Raw genomic sequence first — 20,211 nt, 5'->3', positions numbered from 1 at the left:
ACGACCAGCATTAGTTTAAGTTGTATACAATTTATTTTAATAACATCCCCTAAGGAACAACAGCATGTACATGATGGTTAAGCATACCCACCTGACAATAATTGCGCTCACGTTTATCTTTTTTATTATTAATTTAGTATTAACAATGAAAGGTTCTGACAAGGTCAATAATAAGCTGCTGAAAACAGGGCCACACATCTTATATACGTTATTTATCGCAACTTTCCTTTACCTTGTTATTGTTAATCCACTGAATTTATACCCCTTCGTCAACGGTTGGGCATCGTCAAAACTAGCGGGGTTTGTGCTGTATGTACTTTCAATAACCTTTGCGCTTAAGTGGGCAAAATCAAATGTTTGGCGCATTGTCGGCTTTATCAGTGCCACATTTTGGATTGTAATGAGTGCCAGACTGGGGTTTGCTCACCATCTAAAAACCAAAGGGGTTGAAGATGCGAATGCCTACATTGAACTAGGTTACGTAATGTTAACAGCAAGCTGCTAGCTCATTGTTGCAAAAACTAAGCTAAGTAGACTCAGCAAAAAAGCTGCTTAGCTTTGGTGATTTTTAGGTTTTATGCCAGCCACCATTTTATTACTGCGTACATACAGTCCTTCACATAAGAATTAAAGATTAAAAAAAACAGCTAACCTCGGTTAGCTGATTTTTTGTATTAGATAAGTTTATGGGTAGGTACTTAAGAACCGGAATTACTTTTGGACAAAAATGGGTTAGAACGTTAGCTCTAATTGGCCTGATGTTGATTATAAAAAGTATCTTAATTCCCCCCAAAATCCCTTTTGAACCGTACAATCTGCCCACTCTTGATAAATTTTACACTGACCCTAATTACATCGAAGATACTAAGTTCATCGGCAATAGTTCTTCCGATTATGGTGGTGTAATCGATATATTAGGTTCAGCTGACTGCATAACCTCAACGGAACCACGGATAGTGGGGTGTAATCCATCACACGGAACCTTTATCAGTCCTGATTTTGATTTGGTTATTAAAAACTCAATATTTGATGGAAACTCATCACATCGAAGGGCTGCAATTTCATTGGCAAAAATACAGTTAGCACAAGGGTTTCAAAAAGGAAATGTATATCTAGAGAACACTACATTTAGGAATAATACTACCAAATCAAATCTCCCATCAAATGGTGATATTCCATACGATGAAGTAGAAACTAGTATTGTTGTTTCTGGTGGCGACTTAGAAGCTAAAGCATAACACTCGAAAATAACAGCGCTGATGTTATTTTCGAGTGTTAAGGGTAACCGAAGTTGTACGCCAAGTTGTTGATGTCCGTAATGTAAAACAGCAACAACTAAGTTCAGTTGTTGCTGTTTCTACACATCGTTTTTCAGTATAAAGATATTAAAATACAAGACTGCCTTAATCATGTGGTTCAGGTTGTGGACGTCTCGGAAAAGTAAAAGGGATTTGCGCATGAACTCAGAAAAGTAAAGTTCGTGATAAGTGTTTCGCTCCATCCCTTCGCGTGCAGGGTAAAAAGTGATTAATTGAGACGACTCTTTGTACGTATACTTGTAGTGAGCTATACCGTTTCTAATTTTGTTATCAATTGCGGACTCATTAAATCGAAAGAAAGAGTCATCGATGGCACCAGCTTTTCTTCCTAAGTCCATATTGGCGTAACTATCAATTGATTCGAATGCTTTGATTTTCTCTTGTTTTTTATTGAGCCTAACCGAGTCGTCAAATAAGTCGTAGTCGCCTCTTTTTATTAAGTTATTCAGGCCTGCGACCAGCGTCATCTGTCGAGCGTATACCTCTGCTAAGTCTTTATAGAAATTACAGCAAGCATCAAAGTCAGCGGTTGATATTCTCGCTGGCGTCTTACTTGTATCATCAACTTCTGCGTAGTCTTGATAAAACGTTGGTCTAAACGGGAGCTCTAACTCAATCATTTTTGGATAAAGACTTAGGCAGTCGTGATGAAGTGTTTTAATAAAGTCGTTGTCGATGACTTTGTTAAAGAACTCATTTGTTTTTTCTTGATGGTGACTATGTAGCCACCGAAGAATTTCAGGCATTTCTCTGCTCATCTCTTTATTTTGTTCGTAGATGGTGAACGGAGATGAGATGTTCGATGTTGTAGTATACAGAGCAGCTAAAACATCTTGCTTCTTATGGCTTTCAAGGGTTACTCCATCAAGTTTATTACAGGCTTGCTCAAAAGCGTCAATATCCCCTCTTTTGTATTGAGTTATTAGTCGCTGCAAATCGCGTTTCTTTGAATAAAGGTTGTTGAGAAGAGTTAACCTAAGATTCAAGTCACGAAAAGCTTCGTCACCTATTTCGTGGATTATCCTCATGAACGTCGTAACTTGCTCGTACGCTCCAAAAGAAACGGGAAAGTCTAAGTGCAGTTCAACAAAGGGGTTTTCACCGTTAAAAGGTCCCTTAAAGTCTAATATGTCAATAGCACCAGTTATGTCGCCTTCCTGAGTGCCAATGGTAAACGAGATAACTTCTTCGCAGTTTGGGCAAGCAAATTGAAATGGTTGAATATCACGGTTGGACATACCAATTCGGCAATCAATTAGTACTGTGCATGTTTCGCATTGAAAGCGTTTGCAGATATTCATTAACTAGAGGTCTTGCGTAGCGAGACTGGAAGAAATTTATCAATTTCTTCATCTGAGAAAGTAAGTTCTTCGTTTTGTTGTAGCGCTTCAGATGCCAACTTGTACGCTGAGCCAACATTGGTGCTTGGTGAGCCTTTATAGAGTTTGTGCAGACTTGCTTGTAGTGAGTCTCTTTTAGTTCTTGCCTCAGGCTCGTCAATGGACTTAGTGGTTAGGTCAGTTATTAGAGACAAATAGGATTCTCTAATATTCCAAAGCGAGGCCGCAGCGTCTCTGTGTTTTTGAGAGAGGCCACCCAAGTCGTACTTCTTCACGTATGTGGTCAATATTGTGAGAATTAATGAGATAACGGCTGAGATATACCCGATAAAAGGTTGGCTTCCAAATACGGCAGCGAAGATACCTGTTGTGGTTGCTGCTGATAGAATAATCTGGACTAGCTTTATCAGATTGTGACTATCATCAAGGATGTCAGCGCACTTCTCGTGGGTTTTATGGGTCCACACTACTCGGCCGTAGCATTCTCTAATTTGGTCGGTTAACTGGTTATGATGGGAATTTAGTTCCATAAATTTCTCGCCACTTTTGGTTCGCTGAGTAGGGCATACCGTTACTTTCATATTCGATAGCTTCAAGTGAGATATTGTAACAACGCAGGGCTTTATATTCAAAGCCACCAGTACGGTATACCTTTTGGTTACTACCAGGGGCGTACCAATATTTTTGGTCGCTATTTTGGTTTTTTACATATTCGAAAAAATCACGACTCATCCAGTCATAAAAGCTGAATGAGCCAGCTTTATGATTCCAATCTTTAAGGAAGTTATAGGCTAAAGTATCAATTAAGAGTCCACTAATCGGGACTTGCCACCTTTCTTTCCATGCCCTCGCCATCCTGCACAAACGTTTAAGGTTTTTATTGAAAGCGTTATTCGCATCGTTAATTGCTTTAATTTCATCTCGGGGCTTTGTTACTTTCCATGAGCCGCCATTATTGGTATCTGGGTAGGTATAAGACTTTAAGTCTTCGTTAATAAAAGCTGGAACAATTTCAAAACAGATACCATCAGAAAAGTTTAATTTTACTACTTGACCGTCACCACTGATATGAGTGGTTGAATAAGTGTTGGCGATTGATGTTCGAACAACTTGTAATAAAGCTGACTGGCCATTTGAGGAATAGGCGTTATATTTTTGATATTCTGAATATGGAAGCTGAACAATTAGATCAATATCACTTGTATGTATTTCTGTTCCGCGACCGTATGAGCCCACGAACAAACTATATTGAACTTCAGAGTTTAAATCTCGAAAGTCACTGTTTACACGTTTAGTTATTTGCTTTGTTCGATATGAAATTGTCGAGACAACCTGCTCCGACATTCGCAGATTGCTACAGAAATTGGAAAACTTGTCATAAACGCCCATTTTACCTCCACTACTAATTTCACTTAATGGATATATGGGCACCTGAATAAAAATCAACCACCAAAATACAATTATTTCATGCTGTTAACCGCTTCAGTTGTTAATTCTAGAGGAACGGGGTCAGGTCTTGTATTTTGCACCTCACATTAACTGAGATATGGAAAAAGCTGACAAACAGGATGTGAACAAACTTTCTCCCCAACTAATTTTGGGGCAAAAAAAAGCTAGGTAGGTTCTAAAACAGTGGCCAGTTTTCATTGGCCACTACGAGATGTAGTGGCTTATCACATATGGCCATTCTATTGGAGCTGGTATTACATTTTTGAGGGTGAATGCAACCACTTTTTCCTCAAGGGATATCAATCTTAAACACGTTTTGGGGCATAAATGAGTTACGGTTACCTACTATTTAATTAATTTATCTTTGCTCAGGAACTGAAGACCATAGCTTCAATCTAACCAATTGCTTGCCGCAGGCTTCCGTGCAAGGACGACTCTGACACGCTGCACTCTTTTATATAAATCAAAAGGTCCCTGAAAGCGCGGCCATGACGTCCATGTCATGGACGGTCACAGCCGCGCTTGCACTGGAATTATTACCTCTTCGATTTGACAGTAATTGTGGCAATTATAAAAAGCAAAAAGATAAGAAACCAATCAGCTAAAAGACTCAATTTGAATTGAGGACGTTGATGAAAATAGCGTGAGCCTGACAGGACGTCAGGCTAGCTTTCGCGGTGCAGGGATGCACCATCGAAAGCGTTAGCATTTTCGAATAAGGCCGAAGCGGTAATCAAACGAAGTCAGAAGCTGGATAAATCCCCATCGAAAACTATGCGCTTTTCAGCATTTTTCGTTAGGGGCGGCAGGGTGATCCAAGAGGGTATTGCTGTTGATACCCTTTTGGTCTGGTGTGGGCGAAGCACCACGACGTTTGTGGCCGCAGGCCATATTCCAAAGGTACTGTGGGGCATAAATGTGTTACGACTACTAACTTTATACTTTATTTTAATTGTCTCAGTTACAGCAGGCCATTACTTCAATCTAATCCGTTGCCTGCCGCAGGCTTTTATGCAGATACATCCAAGACACGCCGTAAACACATCCATGTGGGCTCTGCGAAAACGTCCCTGTTTTCGAAGGTCTTGAACGCATCTACACTGGGATTATAACCTCTTCGATTTAGCTTTATATATGGTGATAAGTAAAAGCTAAGAAGCTGAAAACTATTTGCTTCCGACTCAATATGGATTGAGGACGTTGATGAAAATAGCGTGAGCCTGACAGGACGTCAGGCTAGCTTTCGAGGTGCAGGGATGCACCATCGGAAGCGTTAGCATTTTCGAATAAGGCCGAAGCGGTAATCAAACGAAGTCAGAAGCTGGATAAATCCCCATCGAAAATCATGCGCTTTTCAGCATTTTTCGTTAGGGGCGGCTGGGTGATCCAAGAGGGTATTGCTGTTGATACCCTTTTGGTCTGGTGTGGGCGAAGCGCCACGACGTTTGTGGCCGCAGGCCATATTCCAAAGATACTTTGGGACATAAATGTGTTATACCCGCTAACTTTATACTTAATTAATATTGGCTCAATGATGGCAGACCATGACTTCAAACTAACCAATTGCTTGCCGTAGAAGTTGTATAAGGGGTTTGCATGTTCCTTTACTGCAATTTCCCTTATAAAGATCATAAAGGTCAGGGGGTTAGTTTTAGCGGCAATGGTCCAATCCTGTGAAAATGACGCCCCCATCGTCAATGCGCTTTACAACCAAGTTGTAGCGCATTGATGATGATAAATTATTAACCTGTTAATTCAGAAATAATGCGTCTAGCATGATTGGCACCGGTATCGACGTGAATATCAATTAATGGCTGCTCTCGGAAATGCTGCATATTTTTATATTGTGCTTCAATGACCACTTTGTCTTCGTTGAAAGTAAAGCTTGTTTGATCTATGACTTTTTGCTTAATTTCTTCAATATTATCAGTCGGATTTGTCGCAATTGTCCAAAAGTAATGGCACGTGGTTTCAGTTTCTGGTGTGATGCAATGTAGCCCACGCATATGAAAACCGCCACGATTAGCATCGGTAACTAACCCTGAGTTTGCATCAATGCCACCCGTCCAAATACGGATATGGGATGGATGAAATTCAATTTCTTGCCATCGGTCAATTTTGCCCTTAAATGGATAAGCAGCACAATAGGTAGGTGGAGGAGTCGAGTTAGGCATATAGCGTTTAACCGTAACCCTGTCGCCATCGCGTTCTACTTGCATTGCTGCATTCATGTGTGTTTTAGCATCACCACCAATGGTTTGTAGATGGACATAACCTAAATGACTTAAATCTAAAAGGTTGTCATGGATAAGTTGATAGGGCGCATCATAATGTACAACGTCGCCACCAAATACATAACCCGTTGCTGAATGAAATTCATAGCTTGGTGGATCGATATCCGGCGTTGAGTCATCTGTTTTGCCAAACCAAATCCAAATAAGCGAGTCTTGCTCTTTGATGATATAGGGGGACACTTTGGCTTTTCTCGGTATTTTAGCCTGCCCAGGAATGTCGACACACTTACCAACACCGTCAAATAACAAGCCATGATAGCCACAGCGAATTCCTCCCTCTTCAATAGTACCCATTGATAGCGGTAATTGACGATGACAACAACGGTCCTCTAAGGCATTTACTTGTCCGTCTGGCGTTCGATAAAGCACAATTTGATGACCCAATAAAGTACGTGCCACGGGTTTGTCGGTCAATTCTTTACTCAGTGCTGCTAAATACCACATATCAAGTGGGAATAGGTTTTTTGCAACATGTTCTTGACTAGATTGAGTTTGGCAGTCTTGTGTCATTTGACTCTCCTATTATTGTTATTAAGTCGTTTAAGTAACTGGTTAAAGTCTTATAAATCAACGGATAATGTGCTAGTTCGAGCTCGAGAACAACAAGGGGTAAATTGATCGTTTTTGGCTTTCTCTGTTGCAGTTAAAAACTCATCACGATGGTCGGGTATGCCATCAGTCACCTTGGTTAAACAAGTTCCGCACACCCCCATTTCACAAGATACTTCAATAAAAATACCGGCATCTTCAATCGCTTCTAGCGGCGTTTGATCGGCTGCGACCTCAATTTCTAAATTTGAACGCGTTAATATTAATTTAAAGGCTTGGTCTGCTGAAGTATCAACAGCGGCGGCTTTAAACACTTCTTTATGCAGATTGTTTTCATCCCAACCATGGGCTTTTGCACTGGAAAAAATGTAATCCATGTAGCCACCTGGGCCGCAGGTGTATAAATGACGGGTTGCGCTGAAGTTGGCTAGGGCATCATTAACCTTATTGGTGTCTAATTCTGGTTGGTCTTCAAAATAAAAATACACGTTTGAGGCAAAGGATGAATTTACAAGTTGTTGATAAAAAGCAGTATTAGATTTAGAACGGGTGTGGTAATGCAGTTCAAAGTCTTTACCTAGACTGTCTAGTTCAATGGCCATCGACATAATGGGCGTAATACCAATGCCACCAGCAAACAAGACGACTTTTTCACTCTCAAGATTAAGAGGAAATAAGTTACGTGGCGCGGATATTTTAATGACATCACCCACATTGACATCTTGATGCATAGCGATAGAGCCACCAGTGGAGTTGGCGTCTTTTAATACCGCAATTTTATAAAACTCTGCTGACTGCGGATGATTTATCAATGAATACTGGCGAACAATGTTGTCAGCGATATGGACATCAATATGACTGCCTGTGGTAAATGTTGGCAGGCTTGTTCCATTGACGGCGGCCAATTCGAAACTGGTAATGTTTGTGGTTTCTTGATTCTTATTTTTAATTACAACGTCAAACATAGTTATCTCACAATTCGTTAACATAAATATATGTTTGATCAATTTAGTTGATATATCAACTAAATTGTCAGTACATTTTATAAATTATTTATCGAATGCTGGATTGCGCTGCAGTGGCTAAGGGTTTGTCGTCAATAAATCGGAGTAGGCTAGGGTAGCCTGTGCATGTTCTTTCATCATATTTTCGGCTCGAGTGCCTTGACCTAATGTTAATGCTTCAACAATGGCGTGATGTTGTAAGTGTGCATAATTGAGCCGCTGATATTCTTTTTTCATATTATCAGGGTTAAATGTCAGCGCATTAACTGAAGCAAAAGGCAGGTGTTCACTTAATGCTAATGCTGCGTTAATCGCGCTATTATTGCTGGCAGATATAATCAATTGATGAAATCTAATGTTCATTTGCTGATATTTTTCAATATCTTGCTCAACTAAATAGCCTTTATCAAATAAATGGTCGCCTTCAGTTAAACATAATAACAGGGCATTTTTTGTGGCATCATCTAATCCTGTTTCGGCCGTTTGTCTGGCTGCTAACCCTTCTAATACACCACGCACCGCAACAGAGTCTGAGATTTGAGATAGGGTAATATTTCTAACGCAATAACCGCGCCGTGGTAGTTTTTGTAACAAGCCTTCATGCTCTAACGCCCGAAAAGCAATTCGCACAGGGGTGCGAGACACGCCCAAGTGTTCAGCGGTTGGAATTTCCGCTAAGCGTTCGCCTGCGGCAAACTCACCTGAGATAATTTTGTCTCTTAGTATGCGTATTACCGATTCTCTATCGCGGCTTATTTCAACTTCTGACACGTTATTACTCCTAATAGGGACGGTATCGTTACTGCGCCTTCAACAGCATAATGGATCCAAAACAATATTTCAGCAAAATCAAACAATCTAAATAGTCGTTATTAATCAGCGCTATTCACGCTTAACTAGGCTAATTATGGCTTAATTACAATAATATTGGATCCAATATTCGGTTTTAGCGTTGAAATAATCGCAGAGTTGTTACATATTGGATCCAATGTTAACGAATTGGGTTATTTTATGACAGCACAACACTTTTGCCTAAACACTTGGTATGTTGCGGCCACGCCAGATGAGATCACTGATAAGCCTTTAGCGAGAACCATTTGTAATATCCGTTTGGTTTTTTATCGTGATCAAGACAATCAAGCCGTTGCTTTGGAAGATTTTTGCCCACACAGGGGCGCACCTTTATCACTGGGAACAGTAGAAGATGGCAGGCTTGTTTGTGGCTATCATGGCTTAAAAATGGGCTCAAAAGGAAAAACTGAGTCGATGCCTAACCAACGTGTTGAAAAGTTTCCATGTATCACCGCTTATGCCGTAGAAGAACGACATGGTTTTATCTGGATTTGGCCTGGTGATCAATCGCAAGTGGACCGCAATCTTATTCCTGATTTGCTTTGGGCTAACAGTAACGATTGGGCTTATGGCGGCGGTTTGTATCATATTCATTGTGACTACCGTTTAATGATTGATAATTTGATGGATTTAACCCATGAGACCTATGTTCATGCCTCAAGTATTGGTCAAAAAGAAATTGATGAAGCGCCGGTATCGACCAAAATTGACGGTGAACAAGTGGTAACCAGTCGTTATATGGATGGTGTTTATGCGCCACCATTTTGGAAAATGGCATTAAGGGCAAATGACTTAGCTGATGATGTGCTAGTAGACCGCTGGCAAATCTGTCGATTTAATTTACCTAGTCAAATTTTAATTGAAGTAGGCGTCGCCCATCAGGGGCATGGTGGCTATGATGCGCCCAGTGATGTAAAAGCCAACAGTATTGTGGTTGATTTTATTACCCCTGAAACTGATGATTCCATTTTATATTTTTGGGGCATGGCAAGGCAGTTTAAAGCAGATGATCAAGCGCTTACAGATCAAATCCGTGATGGACAAGGTAAAATATTTGCTGAAGATTTAGAGATGCTTGAACAACAGCAACGTAATTTAACCTTATATCCCGATAAACAAATACTCAAACTTGATATTGATTCCGGTGGGGTTATGTCACGTAAATTAATCACTCGAGCGATTAAAAAAGAGCAATTAGCGAGCAGTTAGTGCTTTTTAACACTGCCTTAACAGCACAATACGTTCCAGCAATAACACTAAAAAAACGGCTAAATTTATTTAGCCGTTTTCTTCTGTCTACTGGCTTAGTAACATAGCGGCAAGATTCACTTGATGGATAACCGATGAAGAACCCAAAATCACTTGCCAATGGACATACACTTAATCTCAATTGTTATATCCCTGCCTTAATCACTTTTATGTCTAACAAATTGTCTAGTGGCGCTTCAGCATGTTACCGAGAGCAGTTTGGTGTGGGCGTGATGGAATGGCGCATAATGGCCACCTTAAAACTGCAATCGACTATATCGGCCAATCAAATAAGTCAGGTGATTGGCTTAGACAAAGCAGCCGTAAGCCGCACGTTAAAGCAATTACAGCAAAATGCGTTAGTGAGTTTTGTTAAAGATGAAAACGATGCGAGATCGACTTTAGTCACCTTGACCAATAAAGGGCAGGGCTTACATGACCGTATTTTAACGGTCGCATTAGCCAGAGAGTCTATTTTACTTGAAGGCTTAAGCAGTGAAGAAGTGAATCAACTTATTGGACTATTACAAAAAGTTAAAGCCAATATCCACGCGACTAATGCCTATCTACCTACACAAGGCGATAAGCCATTTGAAAATGCATAATCACCTCTGTCAGCCATATTGAATATCTAAACGCGCAGTGCTTTAGCTACAGATGACAGCTACAGATGACAGAGAGTGACTAAGGCTTAATATGCTTAAACGAATCGCATTTCAGTTACATTATCAGCAATCTGCAACTTACCGGCAGTTTTAGCGATAATTTCATCAATGCTTACGCCCGGTGCGCGCTCCAGTAACCAAAATGCGCCGTCTTTAATTTCTAAATAGGCCAGATCAGTCAGCACCTTTTTAATGCAACCTTTACCCGTTAACGGTAATGAACAATGACTCAGTAGTTTTGATTCACCTGATTTAGATGCGTGAGTCATAGTCACAATGATGTTTTCCGCACCGGCCACTAAATCCATTGCGCCGCCCATCCCTTTAATCAGTTTATTGGGGATCATCCATGAGGCGATATTACCGTGCTCATCCACTTCAAATGCGCCCAGTACGGTAAGGTCAACATGACCACCGCGGATCATGGCAAAGGATTCAGCCGATGAAAAGATAGACGCCCCTTTAATGGCAGTGACCGTTTGTTTACCGGCGTTAATCATGTCGGCATCTAGGTTTTCTTGGCTTGGGAAAGCGCCCATGCCTAACAATCCATTTTCTGATTGCAGCATCACACTGGTATTTTCAGAAATATAGTTTGCCACCAGAGTCGGGATGCCAATACCAAGGTTTACGTAAAACCCATCTTTTAATTCTTGGGCGACGCGCATCGCCATTTGTTCACGGGACAGTGCCATAGTGTTTTACCTTCTATTAGTTACCGCTGACGGTGGCTTGTTCGATGCGTTTTTCAAATTGACCCACAATAACCCTGTCAACATAAATGCCGGGGGTATGAATTTGCGTCGGTTCAAGCTCACCCACTTCAACCAGTTCTTCTACTTCAACCACGGTGATCTTGCCTGCGGTAGCCACTAATGGATTAAAGTTTTGCGCTGTGTGGCGATAAACCACATTGCCGTATCGGTCTGCTTTCCATGCTTTAACGATGGCAAAATCACCTTTAATGGCTTTTTCTAGTATGTATTCACGGCCATCAAACTGTTTCACTTCTTTGCCTTCTGCTATTAAGGTGCCGACACCTGTAGCAGTATAAAAGCCAGGAATACCAGCACCACCGGCGCGCAGTTTTTCCGCTAAGGTACCTTGTGGAGTCAGTTCAACTTCAAGTTCGCCACTTAATAGTTGCTGTTCAAATAAGGCGTTTTCACCGACATAGGATGAGATCATTTTTTTGATTTGTTTATTTTGCAGTAACAGCCCTAAGCCAAAGTCATCAACCCCACAATTGTTCGACACTATGGTTAAGTTAGTCGTCTGTTTTCGTTTGATTTCATTGATGAGATTTTCTGGAATACCGCATAGGCCAAATCCACCTGCTAACACGGTCATGCCATCTTCTAGGCCGTCTAATGCTTGTTGATAACTGCTGATGACTTTATCAAATCCAGCCATATTGATTACTCCTTAGTGATACCAATCAGCATGAATAACTGCACATTCTAGCGGGTGAAAACACCTGTTAGTGGCGTTTTTTATAGGCCACTTTGCGCACTTATTTACTGTGATTGGTATGATTACAAAACTTAAATCAGACGCTAAAGCTTGGTCGAAATAAGTTTCAAACAAAAAAATGGCCCGTAATGGGCCATATTATTTTTAATTAGCGTTAGCCTGTTGCTTTAGTATTTTGTGTGGCCAAACTCTTAGCACCACGCATTTTAATTAGTGCGAGTAATACACCGCTGAAACACAAAACAGCTAAAAGTAACAGCACGCTTGCAAGGCCTGACAGTGCATTTTGCAGCACTGTAATGATAATCGGTGCGGCGAATTGACCTAAAAAGAACACGCCGGTCCAAAGCCCTGTACCCTTACCACGTACTTTAGGAGGCAGAAGTTGTAACACCCAAGTCAACATGGTTGGCAGTAATATGCCAAAGCCTAAACAAGCGATGAATGCCGATATTGATGTCACAGTCAGTGATATTGTTTGAGATGCGCCAAAGTAACCAAGGGTGCTGAGTGATAAGCCGATAACGGTTAATAGTGGGCCGGAGTGCTGCTTTAATTTATTAAAGAGTAACGATCCAAGGGCGACGCCCACATTGGCCGCAGCACCAATCAAACCAATTTGTGCAGGGGTGACTTCGCTAGTTAACGCTAAAATTGCCCCGAGTTTAACGATCATCGAATAAAAAATTATGCCCACAAATAAGGTGGTTAGTAATAACGGTAGAATACGTAGCAGCGGGAATGTATGTAAATCTGGGATACTGGTATCACTATGATAGCTAGGTTCAAATAAGGTCGTTGCGACAAAATATGCCACTGGAATGGCAAGTACATATAATAGAAAAGGGCCACGAGAGCCTAAGGTTTCACCCAAAATACCGCCAATGGCAATCAATACAATGGCACTTAAACTGACGCTAGCGACTTGAATAGCAACCCAGCGTTCACGTTTTTTACCTTGAAAATAGTCAGCAATTAAGGCGGTTGCCACAGTCATAATTGCCGCTTCTGCTATCCCTAGCGCAATACGGGCAAATATAATATGAAATAAATCAGTTAAAAAATAGGGTAATACTCCAATAAAGCTATAAGCGATTAACGCATAAAATAATACCGGTTTGCGGCCGACCTTGTCAGATATCCATCCCGCTAATGGCGAAAATATAGCAACACACAAGGCTGGGATGGTCATGGCGATTGGCACTAATACTTCATAACCCTCCACCATTGAAAACTCCGCCATTAATAACGGTAAAACAGGCACTAAAGATATAATTGCCATGGCAGGCATCACGGCTGCAAGGATCAAAATGATCCCGTGCTTGGTTGATGCTGTCTGACTAATTGCTGTTGAATTTGCTTGCATGTGTTGTCCTTATTATTTTTATGATCACCATTATCTTGCCCCTAAGGTGATGGTTATTACAGTTGCGTTAATGTTGTGGATTAATGCAATAAAGGCAGAGTAGGTGTTTGATGTATTGTGACTAAAAGACATTGATCCCCAAAACCAAGGTCTCTTATTTAATGGTTAGTACCAGGGTAACGATACTAATAGTTTCGTTACGATTAACAGATATGGCTGTTTTAAAACTTGCTTTAATGCCAGCTTAAACAGCTTCGTCAATAACTAACCCCATTCTCAGAACTGCCATAAGCCCCCTTAACGATGTTATAAGAATGTAACACTTCCACTTATTGTGAAAATTGATTATTCCGATAGTAAATATCACTTAATCTGATGGTCTACATTAGTAGCGCTTATGTCGCTTTTTAGCTTTGTTGCCAATATTGTTTTTCAATTCAGTTTGGTTTTTTACAAAACTCTCGTTTATAAACCTTCAATAGTTTAGAGTAAAAACTCCTTATTTTCTGGCACTTGCAGCATCACTATAAGTCGTTGTTGTCTCTCAAAGTTATCTATTCAAACTTATTCTCTACTTATTAACTTCATACTTGACATTGTCACAAGGCATTGCAAAATACACGGCTTAAGTATTTACAAAACAGCTAGCTGGCATCTAAAAAATCAATTAACTCGATAGATTTAGATGCGCTACAGTAGATTTGTTGCGTAGTTGTTACTTCATTATTTGAAATAACCAAACACTTTTGGGGAAGTAGTTCGCAACTATTTAAAGAGGTCTTAGCTACTTTTTTAGCTGGCTTAGGCCGTTTGATTTGAATACATAATAATAAGGGAAGAACATGGAAAAAAAATCACTGCAATTTTGCGTGTTGACGGCCTGTGTTACACCGCTTTTAGTCAATGCTCAAACTTTAGAAGATGTTGTTGACACGACCGGTATCGAGCAGATTACTGTAACAGCACAACGAAAAACTGAGTCATTACAAGATGTAGCTGTGCCAATTGATGCTGCAACAGGTGAAGAATTAGCACGTTTTGGGGTAACAAACGCTAATGGCCTGAATAAAATATCACCCGCGTTAACTGTTGTTTCTGGTGGCGGTTCAAACAATGTGTTCTTTGTACGCGGTGTGGGTAACTTCGCCGTAAACGCTTACACAGATTCTGCGTTAGCATTTAACGTTGATGGTGTATTTTTAGGACGTCCAACGTCTACATCTGCATCTTTTCTTGATGTTGAACGTATTGAAGTACTAAAAGGCCCACAGGGTACTTTGTATGGACGTAATGCAACAGCAGGTGCAATTAACGTTATTTCAAAAAAACCAGAGTTGGGTGAAACCTTCGGGAAGGTGACTGCCAGTGTTGGTAACTTTGGTAATTTGGAAGGTTCAGCTGCCATCAATATTCCTCTAGGGGATGATTGGGCGACTCGACTTGTTATTGGTAAAACTAAAAATGACGGCTATAACGATGATGGCACGGCAGCCACAGACGATACTGCTTTTAGAGCACAATTTTACGGCGAGTTATCTGAAAACGTAAATCTTCGCATTGCAGGTGATTATTCCACCGTCAAAGGTAACGGTAATGCACCTAGCTTTTTAGGTAATTATGGTTTCCCTTTACAAGGTGACAACGGCAACCCAAATAATATCATTGGTTATAATTTTAACCCTGCACCTGACAATGTATCTGCGGCCCATACTGGTCCGTTTACTGATGCCGCAGTCAATTATTATACCTCTTTAAATACAACACCTGCTTTTACTCAAATTACACCCATGCTAGAACCTTATATCGACAATGTCTTTAAAGGGGTGTCAGCTGAGCTAAACGTGGCTTTACCTTTTGGTGATTTGGTTGTTATTCCGGCTTACCGTGAAAATGAAGTCGATTTCTTATTTAACAACCCGGGTTTCCAAGCGGCAATCAACCAAGAAAACCATTCTCAATCAAGTGTTGAAGCACGACTTTCAACCTCGACTGGCCCAGTTGATTGGATATTTGGTGCATTTTATTTCGATGAGAAAGTCGAAGGCCTAGCGTCATTTAACCAATATAGTTTGCAGTCAACTCAGCAAATTGATAATTCAAGTACTGAGTCAACCGCACTGTTTACTCAAGCTAAATACCACATCAGTGACGATTTACGTTTAGTGGGTGGTTTACGTTGGACGAATGATAAAAAAGAATTCCAAGGTCAAGCAAATGTATTTTTAAACCTTTGTATTCGTGATTTACCTGCTTATCCTGGTGGACCAGAAATTCCTAATTGTGAGGGCGCACCAGTCATTCCAGTTGGAACCACAGTAGAAGAAACACTTGCAGCAATGGATCCAGCAGATTTACCAGCTGGTGAGCCAGGTATTGGAACGGGACCTGTACCATATGGTCAAGTGCCATTATTCCCAGGTGCACCTGCAACATTAACCTCTAACTTGTTGTTTATTAATCCTACGGTTGTGGATCGTGAGCAAAAAAATGATGAAATAACCTATAGAGCGGCTATAGAGTATGATGTTGCTGATGCAAACTTACTATATGCAAGTTATGAAACCGGTTATCGTTCGGGTGGCTTTAGCCCAACGACAGGGCAAGAAGAGTTTCAGCCTGAATATATTGATGCCTTAACATTGGGTTCTAAAAACAGATTTCTTAACAATACTTTACAGTTGAATTTTGAAGCGTTTTACTGGGATTATCAAGATCAGCAAGCAAGTCACTTTGGTATCGATGGCCGCGGTAATTCAGCATTTTTTACTGAAAACATCGGTAAGTCTGATATCAAAGGTTTAGAAATTGATGCCTTGTACCAAGTTGCTCCTACCTTAAGGTTAACAGCGAACCTTCAATATCTTGATAATACAATTGAAGAGTTTAGCTACCTGCAAAAAACACCTGATGAAGCGGTACAGGTTGTCACCGGCTGTGACACTAGTGTTGTCTCAATGAATGATGACGGTGAGCCACTTTATTTAGTTGATTGTGGCGGCAAAGAAGGCCGTAACTCACCTAAATATACAGCTAACATTGGTGTAGAAAAAACTTTCGAATTCAACAATGGCTACGCATTAATGTGGTCAGTTGATGCACGTTACCGTGATGAACGTTGGATTGGTTTTGACTTCCTACCACATCAACGTGCTGAAGCAGTAACCACATTTGACAGTACGTTGCAGTTACTTTCACCTGATGCTGATTGGTCATTGCTCGCTTATGCAAGAAACATTTCTGATGAAGAAATTAAAGCAACGTCACAATTGTTTGCAAATGGTAGTAACTTAATGACAGCGACTTACGAGCAACCAAGAACCTTTGGTGTTCGACTAAATTACAACTTTTAACTGATGATGATTAAGCCACCTAAATACTCGGTGGCTTAATTTTTACTTTTACACAATGCCTATATCAGACTTTAAAGCACATCTTTTATAGGCGTTTAATCACAATAACGATAAGGGATATTTTGATGATGAATTTTAAATCAATAAGCAAATCCATGTTACTTTTGAGCAGTTTAGCTCTGTCTTCCATTACACTGACTTCAAACAGCGCCAATGCGGCAAATAATGAATGGATAACACTGGGGACTATGGCTGGACCCATTCCTGATGCGACTCATTCACAACCTGCAAATGCATTACTTGTTAATGGCAATACTTATGTTGTTGATGCTGGAGATGGTACCGCAGGTCAGTTAGCAAAAGCTGGATTAGATATTAAAAATGTAAAAGCTGTTTTTATTAGCCATTTACACTTTGACCATACAGGTGGTTTACCTGCGATTTTAAGTCTACGCTGGCAGACAAGTGCACAAAATGAGCTGGTTGTTTATGGCCCACCGGGTATTAAGGAAACCGTTGACGGTATATTTTCTTTCATGAATTATGGCGCAGCAGGAAACTACGGCGTACCGGGGCAAATTCCCAACCCTGCCAATACCAACGTTAAAGTGGTTGAAGTAGCAGATGGTACGACACTCAAGCTTGAAGATTTTACTTTTTCAGCTATTAGAAATACCCATTTCAGTTGGCCTGAAAATAGCCCTGAATGGAAAAAATTCCAAGCACTTTCATTTAAGTTCGAACTTGAAGATTATACCGTAGTCTTTACCGGTGATACTGGTCCAAGCAAAGCGGTTGAACAATTATCCCAAGGGGTAGATTTACTGATCAGTGAAATGATGGATATTGATCATACAGTCAATAAAATTAAATTAGCGAACCCTCGCATGCCAGAGAAACGATTTAAAGGCATTCATCGTCATTTATCTAAGCATCACTTAGCACCTGTTCAAGTGGGCGAATTAGCGGCCGCGGCTAACGTTAAAAAGCTGGTTATTACCCATATGGCGCCAGGTTTAAACACGCCAGAAGAGGTTGAGTTTTATAAAACGCAAGTGACTGCAGAATATAAAGGTGATACGACCTTAGCCAATGACTTAGATAGATTTGAACTGATTAGAAAATAGTAAATATTAGCGCGTAAAAGCACTGTTATTGATTAATAATAAAGCCCATTATCTTGTATTAATGGGCTTTTTTTATGGGCTTGTTTTATGATCGATTGTTAGCGCTATATTTGAAAATGACTTATAAAGCTTTAGCACTTGCGATGATTTTATCTCGCAACCAGCGATGCATGGGGTCATTATCTAAGGTTGTATGCCACATCATCGACATTTTCATTGTCGGTGCCTCAAAAGGCATGCCAACCACCTGTAGCATAGGATTATTGAGGTGTAACTCAACGAAACGCTTTGGCAGCATAGCGATTCTATTCGAATTAAGCATAGTGTGTAGCATGGTAGAAAAGTCATTGGTGATCACTTCGACTTTACGACTGATCCCCATGGTATCAACTAGCCAACGCTCGATACTTAAGTGACTCGCCTTAGCAAAACCCACTGATACATGTCCTAGGGTTTTAAATTTATCAATGGTCATTTCACCATCAATAAGAGGGTTATCTTTATTGGCGACACATACTAATTTATCACTGATAACCGGCACACTGGAGTAGTGACTTAACACCACTGTTTCTGGCGCAATCATCATGTCTGCACCGCCTCTATCAAGTATGTTGACCTCATGGGCAAACGGCGATAAAAATTCAAAAGTAATATTAGGCGCTACTTTTTCAAGCTCTGGCAGCACCTTCACCAGTAACGCTTGTATAACATAATCAGACGCAATCACCCTAAAATGACGATTACTTTGCTCGGGGTTGTTAATTTTTTTTCCGATGATTGCGCCGCGGATAGTGGCTAACACACCGGCGACAGGCCCCTGAAGCTCTAAAGCAAATGGCGTTGGAAGCATTTTTTTGCCGACTTGAACAAGCAGGTCGTCTTCAAAATATTCACGTAGTCTGGATAAAATACCACTGGTCGCAGATTGTGAAAGATGCAGCCTGGCTGCGCTTCGGGTGATATTTTGCTCTTCTAATAATATGTCAAGGGCGACAAGCAGATTTAGATCTAACTGTTCAAATCTCATTTTTATTCTCTTATTTTTATGTAATTTGTACGCTAATAAAAATCAAACCAACTATCAGTTTTGTGGATGCATTCTATCTAAACATTCAATTTCATCGATTGCAAGCAAGGTATTAGTATGTAACACAGTTGTTAACCATTTATTACTGGGTATTGTTTGTAAGCTTATGAAATTAGCATCATTAAAAACCAATCATCCTGATGGCGAATTAGTATTGATATCTCAAGATCAAGGCTCATTTATTAGCTTGTTAGCCATTGCGCCCACCATGCAAATCGCATTAGAAAATTGGGCTGAATGTTATCCCGCATTTGAAACTGTAAACAATCAACTCAATGATGGCCTATTAGCTGAAGCGTTACCGGTTTCAGGCTGTCAATTTACTGCGCCTTTACCTCGCACTTGGCAGTGGTTAGATGGGTCATTATTTTTGAATCATGGCCATTTAATGCAGCAAGCGTTTCATCTTGATCCTATTGCAGATGCTGATATTTATCCTTTGGTATATCAAGGCGCTGGTGACAATTTTATTGGTGGCAAAGATGATATTTGTGTCGCTGATTTAACTCACGGTATTGATTTTGAGGGTGAGTATGGAGTGATTGTTGATGATATCCCCCTAGGCAGTAGTGCTGAGTATGCCTTAAAACAAATCCGTTTAGTCGTGTTATTAAATGATATTAGCTATCGTGCCTTAGGGCCGCGAGAAATGAAAACAGGTTTTGGATTTGTACAGGCAAAGGGTGCAACCGCATTTGCGCCTTTTGCCATCACTCCAGACGAGTTAGGCGAATATTGGCAAGAGGGTCGTGTGTGTTTGCCATTAGAAGTTAAACGCAATGGCGCATTATTTGGTCAACCATCAGGTAAAGAAATGCACTTTGGTTTTCATGAGTTATTAGCTCATGTCGCGCAAACCAGAGCGATTAAACCAGGCTCTGTATTTGGATCCGGAACCGTATCTAATGCCGAGCCATCAGTAGGGCAAGCTTGTATTTCTGAATTGCGCGCTAAAGAAATGATCCAACACGGTAAACCTCAAACTCCTTTTATGGGCCAAGATGAAGTAGTCACTATAAATGTCGTTAATGCCGACGGCGACAGTGTTTTTGGTGTTATAGAGCAACGAATCACAGTGAGTAACTAAT

General features: G+C 40.6%; 18 protein-coding genes. 7 read left to right on the top strand and 11 right to left on the bottom strand.

Going from position 1 to position 20,211, the window contains the following annotated elements:
• Positions 1-64 precede the first annotated feature (64 nt).
• Together BM739_RS01675 and BM739_RS01670 are read left to right on the top strand one after the other, a co-directional pair.
• Positions 65-505 (top strand): SirB2 family protein, encoded by a 441-nt coding sequence (locus tag BM739_RS01675; protein WP_076536605.1) that lies wholly within the window; start codon positions 65-67, stop codon positions 503-505.
• A gap of 181 nt (positions 506-686) precedes the next feature.
• Positions 687-1,238 (top strand): hypothetical protein, encoded by a 552-nt coding sequence (locus BM739_RS01670; RefSeq protein ID WP_076536603.1) that lies wholly within the window; start codon positions 687-689, stop codon positions 1,236-1,238.
• 119 nt (positions 1,239-1,357) lie between these two features.
• Here the strand turns inward: BM739_RS01670 and BM739_RS01665 are convergent, their stop codons facing one another.
• From BM739_RS01665 to BM739_RS01635, 7 genes are all read right to left on the bottom strand, one after another.
• Positions 1,358-2,557: a hypothetical protein gene (locus tag BM739_RS01665; RefSeq protein ID WP_217697819.1), complete on the bottom strand. Its 1,200-nt coding sequence runs from the start codon at positions 2,555-2,557 to the stop codon at positions 1,358-1,360.
• Positions 2,558-2,619: 62 nt separating this feature from the next.
• Positions 2,620-3,189, bottom strand: a complete 570-nt coding sequence (locus BM739_RS01660; protein ID WP_076536599.1) for an SLATT domain-containing protein — start codon at positions 3,187-3,189, stop codon at positions 2,620-2,622.
• The gene (locus tag BM739_RS01655) at positions 3,167-4,048 is read right to left on the bottom strand and encodes a nucleotidyltransferase domain-containing protein (protein WP_076536596.1); all 882 of its coding nucleotides are present in this window, start codon (positions 4,046-4,048) and stop codon (positions 3,167-3,169) included. Before BM739_RS01655 ends, BM739_RS01660 begins: the two co-directional genes overlap by 23 nt.
• 1,374 nt (positions 4,049-5,422) lie before the next feature.
• Positions 5,423-5,800 carry a hypothetical protein gene (locus tag BM739_RS01650; RefSeq protein ID WP_076536594.1) on the bottom strand — a complete coding sequence of 126 codons (378 nt, stop codon included), beginning with the start codon at positions 5,798-5,800 and terminating at the stop codon, positions 5,423-5,425.
• A 50-nt stretch (positions 5,801-5,850) separates the two neighbouring features.
• Positions 5,851-6,912 (bottom strand): aromatic ring-hydroxylating dioxygenase subunit alpha, encoded by a 1,062-nt coding sequence (locus BM739_RS01645; protein WP_076536592.1) that lies wholly within the window; start codon positions 6,910-6,912, stop codon positions 5,851-5,853.
• A gap of 50 nt (positions 6,913-6,962) precedes the next feature.
• Positions 6,963-7,916, bottom strand: coding sequence for a PDR/VanB family oxidoreductase (locus tag BM739_RS01640; RefSeq protein ID WP_076536590.1), 954 nt, complete (start codon positions 7,914-7,916; stop codon positions 6,963-6,965).
• A gap of 117 nt (positions 7,917-8,033) precedes the next feature.
• Positions 8,034-8,726: a GntR family transcriptional regulator gene (locus tag BM739_RS01635; protein ID WP_254843440.1), complete on the bottom strand. Its 693-nt coding sequence runs from the start codon at positions 8,724-8,726 to the stop codon at positions 8,034-8,036.
• Between the two features lie 240 nt (positions 8,727-8,966).
• On the opposite strand from BM739_RS01635, the gene BM739_RS01630 reads away from it, so the two are divergent.
• Complete coding sequence (locus BM739_RS01630) at positions 8,967-10,016, top strand: aromatic ring-hydroxylating dioxygenase subunit alpha (protein ID WP_076536589.1); 1,050 nt, start codon at positions 8,967-8,969, stop codon at positions 10,014-10,016.
• A gap of 134 nt (positions 10,017-10,150) precedes the next feature.
• Positions 10,151-10,660, top strand: coding sequence for a MarR family winged helix-turn-helix transcriptional regulator (locus BM739_RS01625; RefSeq protein WP_076536587.1), 510 nt, complete (start codon positions 10,151-10,153; stop codon positions 10,658-10,660).
• Positions 10,661-10,755: 95 nt separating this feature from the next.
• Here BM739_RS01625 and BM739_RS01620 read toward each other — a convergent pair whose 3' ends face one another.
• From BM739_RS01620 to BM739_RS01610, 3 genes are all read right to left on the bottom strand, one after another.
• Positions 10,756-11,415, bottom strand: a complete 660-nt coding sequence (locus BM739_RS01620; RefSeq protein WP_076536585.1) for a 3-oxoacid CoA-transferase subunit B — start codon at positions 11,413-11,415, stop codon at positions 10,756-10,758.
• Positions 11,416-11,431: 16 nt separating this feature from the next.
• The gene (locus BM739_RS01615; RefSeq protein ID WP_076536584.1) at positions 11,432-12,133 is read right to left on the bottom strand and encodes a CoA transferase subunit A; all 702 of its coding nucleotides are present in this window, start codon (positions 12,131-12,133) and stop codon (positions 11,432-11,434) included.
• Between the two features lie 214 nt (positions 12,134-12,347).
• Complete coding sequence (locus tag BM739_RS01610) at positions 12,348-13,559, bottom strand: MFS transporter (protein ID WP_076536582.1); 1,212 nt, start codon at positions 13,557-13,559, stop codon at positions 12,348-12,350.
• A gap of 842 nt (positions 13,560-14,401) precedes the next feature.
• Between BM739_RS01610 and BM739_RS01605 the strand changes: the two genes are divergently transcribed.
• Together BM739_RS01605 and BM739_RS01600 are read left to right on the top strand one after the other, a co-directional pair.
• Positions 14,402-16,909, top strand: a complete 2,508-nt coding sequence (locus tag BM739_RS01605) for a TonB-dependent receptor (protein WP_083698035.1) — start codon at positions 14,402-14,404, stop codon at positions 16,907-16,909.
• 125 nt (positions 16,910-17,034) lie between these two features.
• Positions 17,035-18,036: an MBL fold metallo-hydrolase gene (locus tag BM739_RS01600; RefSeq protein WP_083698034.1), complete on the top strand. Its 1,002-nt coding sequence runs from the start codon at positions 17,035-17,037 to the stop codon at positions 18,034-18,036.
• Positions 18,037-18,157: 121 nt separating this feature from the next.
• Here the strand turns inward: BM739_RS01600 and BM739_RS01595 are convergent, their stop codons facing one another.
• Complete coding sequence (locus tag BM739_RS01595) at positions 18,158-19,063, bottom strand: LysR family transcriptional regulator (RefSeq protein WP_076536579.1); 906 nt, start codon at positions 19,061-19,063, stop codon at positions 18,158-18,160.
• A gap of 166 nt (positions 19,064-19,229) precedes the next feature.
• Here BM739_RS01595 and BM739_RS01590 point away from each other — a divergent pair, with 166 nt between their 5' ends.
• A complete protein-coding gene (locus BM739_RS01590; protein ID WP_076536578.1) occupies positions 19,230-20,210 on the top strand; it encodes a fumarylacetoacetate hydrolase family protein in 981 nt (326 codons plus the stop codon).
• Position 20,211: the final 1 nt, after the last annotated feature.

The sequence above is a fragment of the Shewanella sp. UCD-KL21 genome (assembly GCF_001957135.1).
In the GTDB taxonomy this organism is placed as follows: Bacteria; Pseudomonadota; Gammaproteobacteria; order Enterobacterales; family Shewanellaceae; genus Shewanella.
This window is presented reverse-complemented; position numbering and strand designations above follow the sequence as displayed.